The sequence below is a fragment of the Nocardioides albidus genome (assembly GCF_006335005.1).
Taxonomy (GTDB): Bacteria; Actinomycetota; Actinomycetes; order Propionibacteriales; family Nocardioidaceae; genus Nocardioides; species Nocardioides albidus.
Map to the genome: position 1 here is coordinate 346838 of NZ_VDMP01000024.1, position 10773 is coordinate 357610.

At 71.1% G+C, this 10773-nt stretch carries 9 protein-coding genes and 1 pseudogene; all 10 read left to right on the top strand.

Features of this window, described 5'->3' with window-relative positions:
- Positions 1–94 precede the first annotated feature (94 nt).
- Entirely contained in the window at positions 95–856 is a 762-nt protein-coding gene (locus tag FHP29_RS12580; RefSeq protein WP_139623186.1) for an eCIS core domain-containing protein, read from the top strand.
- A 35-nt stretch (positions 857–891) separates the two neighbouring features.
- Positions 892–3645, top strand: a complete 2754-nt coding sequence (locus FHP29_RS12585) for a phage tail protein (protein WP_139623187.1) — start codon at positions 892–894, stop codon at positions 3643–3645.
- A 142-nt stretch (positions 3646–3787) separates the two neighbouring features.
- Entirely contained in the window at positions 3788–5341 is a 1554-nt protein-coding gene (locus FHP29_RS12590) for a phage tail sheath family protein (RefSeq protein WP_139623188.1), read from the top strand.
- 61 nt (positions 5342–5402) lie between these two features.
- Positions 5403–5849, top strand: a complete 447-nt coding sequence (locus tag FHP29_RS12595) for a phage tail protein (protein WP_139623189.1) — start codon at positions 5403–5405, stop codon at positions 5847–5849.
- Positions 5849–6313 carry a hypothetical protein gene (locus FHP29_RS12600; protein ID WP_139623190.1) on the top strand — a complete coding sequence of 155 codons (465 nt, stop codon included), beginning with the start codon at positions 5849–5851 and terminating at the stop codon, positions 6311–6313. The genes FHP29_RS12595 and FHP29_RS12600 overlap by 1 nt, the downstream gene beginning before the upstream one ends.
- Positions 6310–6468 carry a DUF6760 family protein gene (locus tag FHP29_RS22030; RefSeq protein ID WP_192904011.1) on the top strand — a complete coding sequence of 53 codons (159 nt, stop codon included), beginning with the start codon at positions 6310–6312 and terminating at the stop codon, positions 6466–6468. The genes FHP29_RS12600 and FHP29_RS22030 overlap by 4 nt, the downstream gene beginning before the upstream one ends.
- 612 nt (positions 6469–7080) lie before the next feature.
- Positions 7081–9048, top strand: a complete 1968-nt coding sequence (locus FHP29_RS21725; RefSeq protein WP_158296558.1) for a hypothetical protein — start codon at positions 7081–7083, stop codon at positions 9046–9048.
- A 97-nt stretch (positions 9049–9145) separates the two neighbouring features.
- Positions 9146–9583 carry a phage tail protein gene (locus FHP29_RS12610; protein WP_139623192.1) on the top strand — a complete coding sequence of 146 codons (438 nt, stop codon included), beginning with the start codon at positions 9146–9148 and terminating at the stop codon, positions 9581–9583.
- A 4-nt stretch (positions 9584–9587) separates the two neighbouring features.
- Complete coding sequence (locus FHP29_RS12615; protein ID WP_139623193.1) at positions 9588–10406, top strand: CIS tube protein; 819 nt, start codon at positions 9588–9590, stop codon at positions 10404–10406.
- A pseudogene (locus tag FHP29_RS22210) lies at positions 10393–10773 on the top strand (VgrG-related protein); the annotation flags it as partial. The gene FHP29_RS12615 and the pseudogene FHP29_RS22210, both read left to right, overlap by 14 nt.

Below are 10773 nucleotides of genomic sequence, written 5' to 3' on the forward strand. Positions count from 1 at the left end.
GGGCAGCCATCCGGCCCACCCGGGTGCGCAGCGGGCTCTGGCGGACGACCGCCGTCGTGGCGAGGCTGGAGACAGTCCACGACTGGAGGCCGCCATGTTCCACCACGACCACGAGCAGGCCGACGCCGAGCTCGAGACCGGCACCCGCGGACGCCGGGACAGCGTCGACCCGCTGCTGATGAAGGCCGCGACGGCGGGACGCTCCGACGTGCTCGGGACCTCCGGCATGCTCGGCCTGCAGCGCTCCGCCGGCAACGCCGCCGCCTCGGGCGTCGTGGAAGAGGAGCGCTCGCCGGTCCACGACGTCATCGCCGGCAGCGGTTCGGCCCTCGACGACGGGGTCCGCGCCGACATGGAGGCCCGGATCGGCCACGACTTCAGCGATGTGCGGGTGCACACCGGCGACGCGGCGGACGCGTCGGCCCGGTCCGTCAGCGCCCACGCCTACACCGTGGGCAACAACATCGTGTTCCAGCGCGGCAGCTACGACCCCGGCTCCACACAGGGCCAGACCCTGCTCGCACACGAGCTCACCCATGTCGTCCAGCAACGCACCGGTCCCGTCGACGGCACCCCTGCCGCCGGCGGGGTCTCGGTGAGCGATCCCTCCGACCGCTTCGAGGTCGAGGCCGCCGCGAACGCCGAGCACGTGATGAGCCGACCCGCACCGGCCCCCACCGACGCGGTCCAGGCCGCACACGACGACTCGATGGGCGAGGTCCGGCCGGCCGTCCAGAGGGAGGCCGGAGGCGGCGAGTCCGAGGAGGAGGAGCTCCAGGCGTCGCACGACGCGTCGCTCGGACCGGTCCAGCGCACGGAATCGGGCGAGGCCGAGGAAGAGGAGGCCGAGGGCTGAGCCCGGACGGCTGACGACGGCGTCTGGGGTTCGCCATGACCGCGGCCCGCGACCTCGAGACGACGCCGGCGCCGACCCCTCGGGTCGAGGCCGCGCCTCGTCGTACGACGGCGCCCCGGGGACCCGCCGCAATGCTCGCGCTGCAGCGCGCGGCCGGCAACCGTGCGGTGACCTCCGCCGTCCAACGGGGGGCTGTCGGTCCGGCAGCGGTGGCAACCGCTCCGGTCGCGGAGGCCGGGGTCGCGCCCGTCGAGGCCGAGACGTCCGTGATGTCGCAGGGTGCCCCTCGGGTGCAGCGGGGGTACCTCGACGACCTGGCTGCCGGGGCCCGGCGCTCGGCGATGGAGGCGGTCTCGAACTACGCCAAGCGGATGCCGGGCTACGACCTGCTCTGCATGGTGCTCGGCAAGGACGTGATCAGCGACGCGCCGGTGCCGCGCAGCGCGGCCGGCCTGATCGACGGCGTCCTCGGGCTGATCCCCGGCGCGGACAAGGTGCGGGCCAACCTGCAGGAGTCCGGTGCGACCGAGAAGGCCGGCCAGTGGCTGGAGACCGAGGTGCCGAAGCTCGGGCTGAACTGGGAGACCATCAAGGCTCTCTTCCGCACCGCGTGGGACGCCCTCGACATCACCGACATCGCCGATCCCGCCGGCGCCTTCCGCAAGATCCAGGGCATCTTCGGCCCTCCGCTGGGCCGGTTGCGCGACTTCGCCCTGGCGGCCGGCAAGAAGGCGCTGGAGTTCGTCTTCGAGGGCGCGCTGTCGCTGGCCGGCGGCGCCGGCGCCGCGGTGATGGGCGTCATCAAGCGCGCAGGCGGCGTCTTCGACCAGATCGTCGCGAACCCGATGGGCTTCCTCGGCAACCTCGTCAGCGCCGTGCGCGGCGGTCTCGGCAACTTCGTGACGAACATCGGCACCCACCTGAAGAACGGACTCGTCGCGTGGCTGACCGGATCGCTCGGCGGGGTCATCCGGATCCCGGAGAGGTTCGACCTGCGCGGCATCCTCGGCATGGCGCTCGACTTCCTCGGCCTCACCTGGGCCAAGGTCAAGGGCAAGCTCGGGGCTCTTGTCGGCGCCGACACGATGGACATGCTCGAGAAGGGCGTCGACAAGCTGGCTCAGGGCGCTGGCTTCATCGGGGACCTCTTCAAGCGCGGCCTCTCGGCCATCACGGACCGGATCTCGGAGTTCGCCGGCGGACTGGTCGGCCAGGTCATGGACGGCATCAAGGAGTGGGTCGCCAAGTCCGTCGTCGGGGCCGCGATCACCAAGCTGATCTCGATGTTCAACCCGGCCGGCGCGGTCATCCAGGCGATCATCGCGATCTACAACACCGTGCAGTTCTTCATCGAGCGCGGCCAGCAGATCGCCTCGCTGGCGTCGGCGATCTTCGACTCCATCGCCGAGATCGCCTCGGGCAACATCGGCAAGGCCGTCGAATGGGTCGAGGGCGCACTCGGCCGGGCCGTCCCCGTGGCGCTCGGCTTCCTGTCCCGGCTCATCGGCATCGGCGACATCGCCGAGCCCGTACGGGGCGTCATCACCAGGGTGCAGGGCGTCGTCGATCAGGCACTCGACAAGGCCATGGCCTGGGTCGCGAAGGCCGGAGCGCCGATCTTCGCGATGGTGCGGCGGGTCGCCGGTCGGATCCGCGCGGGCATGGACTCGGCGCGCGCGTGGGTGCGTGGTCAGGCCGATCGGGTCAGGCGGGGAGCTCGGGGCCTGGCCGAACGGCTGGGCCTGGTCCGGCACCCGTTCACCGCTGGCAGCGAAGCCCACACCCTCAGCATCGAGGAGCGCTCAGGCCGCATCCTCCTTGCGTCCAGTGACCCCCAGCCGGTCGAGATCAAGATCGGGCAGCGGTACGACGCCCTGCGTGCGCGCTGGACGGAGGTCGGAACCGACGGGCAACAACACCGCCAACTCCCGGACCGCGCCACCTTCGTCGCCCGGGTCGCGGGGCAGGTGCGCGACGCCGAGAGCCGGATCCGCGCTGCTGGCGAAGGCGCTCCCGCCGTCGCGCGAGCGAAGTTCGCGGCGCTAGGCCCCCTGATCTCCGACGTCCTCGTGGACTTGTCCAGTACGGGTTCCACTCCTACGCCGGCGGGTGCGGGGGTCGTCCCGAACCTGGGCAGGATCGCACCCTGGAGCCAGAACAAGAACTCGAACCGGAAGGACCCGAAGCCGGAACGGTGGCTCGAATCGGAGCACGTGATCGACCATGACACCCTGTCGACCCTTGCGGTGACTGCCGGCTTCCGGCCGCTGACCGCGGCAGACAAGAACCGGCAGCACACGATCATGATCTACAAGTCCGCCGCCAACAAGAAGAACACCGGGGCGGGCGGCGCGCTCAGTTTCGGGAGCAGTGCCTTCGGCATCGCAGACGAGGGAGCCCCGTCGCTCGGCGGCCAGAACGAGGAGAGCCGTCGGCGCCGAGCGCAGGACGCTGAACGTGCCCGGCTCATCGCGGCTGGAGAGGATCCGAGCCAGCATGTCAGGTCGATTCAGCAGGCCGGGGTGAGAGCAGTCGCCGACTGGCGGGCCAGGGCCACCGCGGCGGCAGGGCAGAACCGTGCGTCGTTCCGGACCCGCATCGGCGCGGTTCTCGGGGCGTTGGTCGGCAAGCTCGCGGGCATCGTTCGCCAGGACCACACGGGCGAGGCGAAGCTCACGGCTCGGGGCCACCCGGACATCCGTCCCAACGAGGACCAGATCCGGGACGCGGCAAGTCGACAGGTGCTGGATGTGGTCGACTCGTTGGTAGATCGTGGCGGCGAGGGTTGAGGCACGGCGCCGCCTGACCCCCTCGTGCCCCATCGGGCACCTCTCCCTTCCTTCCCGGCCGTCCCGGGGGACGTGTTCGGCGCGAGGCTGCGGCGGGAGGCTGGAGACCCCCCAGTTCCAGTGCACTCATCGAGGAGGCACCATGCCCACCTATCTCTCGCCCGGGGTCTACGTCGAGGAGGTCCCGGCGGGATCGCGGCCCATCGAAGGGGTGGGCACGTCGGTGGCCGCCTTCGTCGGCCTGGCCGCCAAGGGGCCGGTCAACGAGCCGACGCTGGTGTCCAACTGGACCCAGTTCACCGAGAGCTTCGGCGACTTCGTCGAGAGCTCCTATCTCGCCCACTCCGTCTACGGCTGGTTCCTCAACGGAGGCGGCAACTGCTTCGTCGTACGGATCGCACCGAGCAGCGGCAACGGGAACGGCACCGCACCGAAGGCCATCGAGGCCCCGAAGCAGGCGGTGATCGGTGGCTATCGGGTCAGCTCGATCGCGAAGGGCGCCAACGCGCCGAAGGACGTCCAGGTCAGTGTCGAGCCGGCAAGCGGCGAGAACGCCCCGGACGACGACTTCAAGCTCGTCGTGCTCGTCGACGGCAAGGTCGCCGAGACCTTCGACAACGTCACCACCAAGGCCGGCAACAACAACGTCGCCACCAAGGTGAAGGCGCAGTCGAAAGTGATCCTTCTGGAAGAGGTCTCGGAGGGGAGCGGGCTGACTCCGATCGCCAAGGGGCAGACCGACCTGGTCGAGCCGGCGCCGGAGCCGGTCGCGCCGAGCACCGACAGCCTGGGGGCAGCCGACTACGTCGGCGATGTCGCGAAGCGCACCGGCTTCGGCGGCCTGGAGGCGGTCGACGAGGTGACCATGGTCGCCGTACCGGACCTCGCCGCGGCCCTCGAGAACGGCGCCATCGACCTGGAGACCTTCAAGGCCGTCCAACTGGGCATGATCGCGCACTGCGAGCTGATGGGCGACCGGATCGCCATCCTCGACACCCCACCGGGCCTCAACGCCCAGCAGGTGCACCAGTGGCGCCAGAAGGACGCCGGCTACGACTCGAAGTTCGCCGCGCTCTACTGGCCGTGGGTGCAGGTCTTCGACCCGGTGTCGGGGTCCAACAAGTACGTGCCCCCGTCGGGCCACATGGCCGGCGTCTGGGCCCGCAGCGACGACACACGCGGCGTACACAAGGCCCCGGCCAACGAGGTCGTCCGCGGCGCGGTCTCGCTGCAGACCCAGATCACGAAGGCCGAGCACGACCTGCTCAACCCGGTCGGCATCAACTGCATCCGGACCTTCCCCGGGCGCGGCGTCCGGGTGTGGGGCGCACGCACCCTCTCCAGCGACGCCGAGTGGCGCTATCTCAACGTGCGCCGGCTCTTCAACTACCTCGAGGAGTCCATCCTGATGGGCACCCAGTGGGTCGTCTTCGAGCCCAACGACCACCAACTGTGGGCCCGGATCCGCCGTACGATCAGCGCCTTCCTGATCAACGAGTGGCGCAAGGGCGCACTCTTCGGCACCACCGCGGACGAGGCCTTCTTCGTCAAGTGCGACGACGAGACCAACCCCGCCGAGGGCATCGACGCGGGCCAGGTGGTCTGCCAGATCGGGATCGCGCCGGTGAAGCCGGCCGAGTTCGTCATCTTCCAGCTGTCGCAGTTCTCCGGCGGCACCAGCCTCGTGTCCGAGTGACCGACCCAGCACCCACCCACCCGGCCGTGAACCAGCGCGGCACCAGCAAGGAGGCATCAAGATGGGACTCGCAGATCCGCTCGACTCCAGCCCGGCGAACGGCTTCATCGTGACCGTTGACGGGATCCAGATCCCGAAGGTCAACGAGGTCAGCGGCCTGAAGTCGGAGGTCGACAAGATCGAGCTCAAGCAGCAGACCAGCGACGGCAAGTACGTCGTCCGTCAGCTGATCGGGCGCCCGAAGGCGGGGGAGTTCTCCGTCACCCGCGGCCTGACCGACAGCAAGACGATCACGGACTGGCTCAAGACCGTGGCCGAGGGTGACGTCGCCGGCGCTCGCAAGACGGCGAGTGTCCAGCTGCTCGACTTCGCCGGTGCGCCGATCAAGACCTACAACTTCACCAACTGCTGGGTGAAGTCGGTCGAGATCAACGCGTTGAAGGCCGGTGCCACCGAGCAGGCGACCGAGAAGTTCACGATCTGTTACGACGAAGTGTCCGTCTCCTGATGAAGCGCGGACCTGCGCCTGTCATCGACCCTGCGCCGTCCTTCGACCCGGCGACCGGGCCCGAGGTGCGCGCCTCGCGGCCGGAGCGGGAGACGATGCGCACGGAGTTCGACTTCGAGCTGCCGCGGGGATATGTCGACCGGGACGGCGTCGTCCACCGGCACGGCTCGATGCGCCTGGCGACGGCCCGCGACGAGTTGCTGCCGCTCTACGACGAGCGGGTGCAGGAGAACCCGGCCTTCACGACCGTGGTCCTTCTCGGCCGGGTGATCACCCGGCTGGGCACCGTCGGCACGATCAACGCGCAGGTCGTCGAGAACATGTTCGCCAGCGACGTGGCCTTCCTGCAGGACTTCTACCGGCGGATCAACGCGGAGGGACACACGCGGGCCGCCGTGACCTGCCCGGGCTGCTCCCACCGCTTCACGATCGACCTCGCGGGTGGGCGCCTGGGGGAATCGTGACGTACGCACCCCAGCGGATCTACGAGGAGGTCGCGTACGTCGCCTATCACTTCCACTGGGGCCTGCAGGACATCCTCGACCTCGAGCACCCGCAGCGCCTGCGCTTCGTCAGCGAGATCGCCAGCATCAACACGCGCCTCGCCGAGGAGCGATGACCCATGCGCTGGCCGTGGGCGCGCCGCCCGGATGACTCGGCGTCGGGGCTGACCGGAGGCCCGTCTGCCTCCGCGCCGGTGTCGCCCCCTGAGCAGCAGCCCGCGGCGCGACCGGCGCCCGGTCCGATGGGGTGGGCCTTCCTCCCCCCGATCCAGCGGATCCTCGACACGGCGATCGAGCCGGTCACCTCGCCGGCCACCTTCGCCACGTCGCTGCCCGCATGGCGCTCGCCCGCCTTCACCGGATCGATGTCGCACGCCATCACCGCCCGCGCGCCGGGCGGCGTGATCGACGGTGACGGTGGGGGAGTCGGACAGCCGACCACCTCCGTCGTCCGCGGTCCGGAGCTGACCCTGCTGCCGCCCCCGCGACCGGCGGTGCAACGTTCGGTGCAGCGGTCGGCGCAGCGGTCGAGGTCGGATGTCTCCTCCCCAGAGCTGACCGCGACGGTCCCGGCGATCCCCGTCGACTCGACGGAGGTCGGCCCGGAGGGCGCGGCCAGCGATCTCCCGACAGCGGTCGCCGACGATCTCAGCGGTGACGTCCACGGGGATACGCCGGCCCACGCCGCTGCCGCTCCCGTGGCGCCCGTCGTCGCCGTACGGCCCCCCATGCCGACCCTGCTCCGCGCCCCGGCTGCGGCGAACCTCCCGGTGGTCCACCGGTCGGTCGTGGCAGACGCTGCGCCGCCGGAGAGCGTCACGGACGTCGAGGCGGTCGCGCCCGGGCACGACGAACCGCCGGGTGACGTCGGGCTGCCCGACGAGCGCCGCATCGCCGGCACGACGGCGTCGCTCGGACCGCTTGCGTCGCCCACCGCACCGCCCGTGCCGGGTGCATCATCGCCAGCAGCGGGAGGTCCGGCGATCCGCACGACAGGTCCGGTCCTCGCCCGACATGCAGTAGGGCACGACCACCCGGACCACGACGATCGGTCCGATCAGGACGACATCCTCCCCGAGCCGCCGGTGCAGCGCTCGGTGACCGGCGGTCCGCCTGCGCTCGCCTCCGGTCCTGCCCGGCGCGCCGGGCTGGGCGAGCCGCTCGCGCGGGTCCCCGGCACAGCCGTCGACGTCGAGCCTGAGCAGACAGCCGAACGGCCGCCCCGGTCCCAGCCGGGTGGTCCGGCCCCCGCCGGGGCCGTGGCTCCCGGCGGTGTGCTGCCCGGGGCCCTCGGATTCACGGAAGTCCCGGTCCAGCGAGCGATCCGACCCCTCGGGGTCGAGCCGCCGAGTCAGGACGGACCCACCGTCGCGGACGCAGTAGGCGTCCCCTCGGCGTCGCGTCCGCTGCCACTCGGGACACCTATCGGCACCGGTGCGGACCGGACCGACCCCCGTACGCCGATCGCGGGCGTCGCACCCGCAGCGCCGCTCGCCCTGCCCTTCGTCCCCCTCGCCCGAGCGGTCGACCCCACGACCCCGCCGGGTCTGACGCCGTCCGAGGGCTCGGCGGATCCCGGCAGCTCGGACGCCGCCCCCGGTGTCGACACGCACATTCACACGGGATCCAGCACACTCGCCGACATCCCGACCGGCGCCCTCCAGGACCCGGTCCTGCCGGAGGAGATCCCCGGTGCCGGGCAGGTCCAGCACGAAGGCACCTCGGCGCGAGCCGACGGGCCCACCGTCCAGGTCCATCCGCCCGGCCCGATCACCGATGTGCCTCTGCCGACCGCGTCCGGCATCGGGACCTCGATCCAGCGCTCCTCGCTCCTGCTGGGGCCCGGCCAGCCGACACCGTCCCTCGTCGTCGCGCCGGCGTCGCCCTTTCCACGGCCCGTGTCGCGGGAGAGGGTGGTGCCGATCCAGCGGATCCCGGCCGCCCCAGCGACCACGGTGCCGACCACGGTGCCGACCACGGCCCGGACCGGCAGCATCCAGCGCTCCGTCGGTACCCCATCCGGGTGGCCCCGTCCTGCCGGTGGGCCACCCGGTGCCGGTTCCGCCGTGCCCGCGACGGATGCCCCGCCTGCGGACGATGTGCTGCCCGCCGCTCACCCCCACGCGCCCGAGCCATCGCTCCCGCCGTCATTCGGGCCAACGCCCGAACCATCGCCCCTGCCATCGCTCGGGCCATCGCTCGGGCCATCGCTCGGGCCATCGCCCGATCGATCGCTCGATGTCGACGGCACCGTGGTGGCTCGGTCGCTCGCCGCGCCGACAGCGGGCGCGATCGCCCCGGCCCGCGGCTCCTCGGAGACCGTCCCACACCGAGCGGGCCCGCCCGCGTGGCGCCCGTCGGCGCCCGCCGCCGCCACAGCCTCGATGCCCCTCGTGTCGCCGGTCATCGAGCAGGTCGTTGTTCAGGCATCGGCGGAGGACCCGGTCGCGCACACGGCCGGCGCGGCGGACCCGGTCACTGTCCAGGCTGCCGACGCACCACCCGCCGCTCCCGCAGCGCCGTCAGACGCGGGGGGCGCCACGCCTGCCGGGGGCGCCGCGCCTTCCGGGGCTGCCCCCTCCTCGGGAAACGTCGAGGCGCTCGCGCAGCAGCTCTTCCCGGCGGTGATGCGCCGCTTGAAGGCCGAGCTGCTCGTCGACCGCGAGCGGCGCGGTATCCGGACGGATCCGTGGTGAGTCGGTGCTGAGCGATGCCTGATGCGATGACGGACGACGCCCGGGGCCCCGCAGTGCCGGCTGACGGGAGGACGAATCTCAGAGGAGGAGGCCAGCGATGGTGATCACCCAGGACCTCGACACCGCCGTCGGCGTGAGCTTCGTCGTCAAGATCGATGACGAGGACCTCGGCGTCTTCAGCAGCTGCGAGGGGATGAACTGCGAGGTCGTCATGGAGAGCCGCGAGGAGGGCGGCAACAACGCCTTCGTCTGGCAGCTCCCCAGTCGGCTGAAGTACGCCAACATCAAGCTGTCCCGTCCGCTCGGTCCGAGCACGGCCAAGCTCGCGAGCTGGGTCTCGTCCGTCGCCGCCGGCTACCAGCGCAAGACCGGCGTGATCCAGGCGATGCGCGCGGACGGCACGATCGTCGCGGAGTGGTCGCTGATCGACGTCGTCCCCGTGCGCTGGACCGGCCCCAGCCTCAACAGCGACCAGCCCAAGGTGCTGACGGAGACCCTCGAGATCGCCCACCACGGGTTCCAGGCGAAGGGCTGAGACGATGAGCTCGAGTCCCGTCTCCTTCAACGCGGCCGACTCCGGCGGCGGCAGCTCGGACGGCGCCCGGCCGAACCTCCAGCACGCCTATCTCAACGTCTACGAGCCCAGCACCACCGGCACCCTCACGCCGCCGAGCAGCCCCAAGGGCAAGATCGAGTTCCAGTTCAATCCCAAGGAGCTGTCGCTCTCGAAGTCAGCGAGCTGGAAGCGCGAGGACGCCAAGGGCGCCAAGAAGGCAGCACCGCCCCAGTTCACCGGGTCACAGCCCTCGAAGCTGACCATCGAGATGTTCTTCGACGCCTCGGCGAAGCCTGACGGGAGCGTCGTCAAGATCGTCGAGCAGCTCTTCGCGCTCACCGTGCCGACGGCCGACTCCCTGGCCGCCAAGAAGGCATCGCCGCCATGGGTGATCTTCCGGTGGGGCGGCCTCACCGGCTTCCTCGCCTACGTCAGCCAGGTGCAGGCGAAGTACACGCTCTTCACCGCCTCCGGCGTCCCGATCCGCGCCACCTGCACCGTCACCCTCGATGAGCTCTCGGGCGACACCCCCCGGCAGAACCCCACCTCCGGCGGCGTGCTGCCGCACCGCGTCCACGAGGTCGTCATCGGCGACACCCTGCCGGCCATCGCCTTCCGCGAGTACGGCGTGCCCGCACTGTGGCGGGCCGTCGCGACGGTCAACGGCATCGACGATCCGATGAGGATCAGGCCCGGGCACCGGCTGCTCCTGCCGTCGCTGGAGGAGATCAGCCCGACCGGGACCGATGCCCCACGAGGGCTCCTCGGCTCCGGGAGGCAGGTGCTCGATGCCGCACGGTGAGGAGTTCAGCAACACCCCCCTGGTGAAGGTCAACAACAACCCGCTGCCGGCGGACGTGGCGCCGCTGCTGACCAGCGCGTACATCGACGACAGCTCGACCGTGCCCGACCTCTTCGTGCTGCGGTTCGCCGACGAGTCGGGGATGGTGCTGTCCAAGGCGGGCATCGACATCGCCGCACAGGTCGAGTTGAGTGTGCAGTCGACGCAGCCCGGCGGCCCGACGCTGCTGCTGTCCGGCGAGGTGACGGCCGTCGAGGTCGAGGTCGGCGAGGGCGGGATGCACACCATCGTCCGCGGTCTGGACAAGAGCCACCGGCTCTTCCGAGGCACCCGCATCGAGGCCTACCCGAAGATGTCGGCCTCCGAC

Excerpts from the sequence above, each read along its gene's own strand:
- FHP29_RS12580 (WP_139623186.1), top strand. The coding sequence starts at position 95 with ATGTTCCACCACGACCACGAGCAGGCCGACGCCGAGCTCGAGACCGGC.
- FHP29_RS12585 (WP_139623187.1), top strand. The coding sequence starts at position 892 with ATGACCGCGGCCCGCGACCTCGAGACGACGCCGGCGCCGACCCCTCGG.
- FHP29_RS12590 (WP_139623188.1), top strand. The coding sequence starts at position 3,788 with ATGCCCACCTATCTCTCGCCCGGGGTCTACGTCGAGGAGGTCCCGGCG.
- FHP29_RS12595 (WP_139623189.1), top strand. The coding sequence starts at position 5,403 with ATGGGACTCGCAGATCCGCTCGACTCCAGCCCGGCGAACGGCTTCATC.
- FHP29_RS12600 (WP_139623190.1), top strand. The coding sequence starts at position 5,849 with ATGAAGCGCGGACCTGCGCCTGTCATCGACCCTGCGCCGTCCTTCGAC.
- FHP29_RS21725 (WP_158296558.1), top strand. The coding sequence starts at position 7,081 with ATGCCGACCCTGCTCCGCGCCCCGGCTGCGGCGAACCTCCCGGTGGTC.
- FHP29_RS12610 (WP_139623192.1), top strand. The coding sequence starts at position 9,146 with ATGGTGATCACCCAGGACCTCGACACCGCCGTCGGCGTGAGCTTCGTC.
- FHP29_RS12615 (WP_139623193.1), top strand. The coding sequence starts at position 9,588 with ATGAGCTCGAGTCCCGTCTCCTTCAACGCGGCCGACTCCGGCGGCGGC.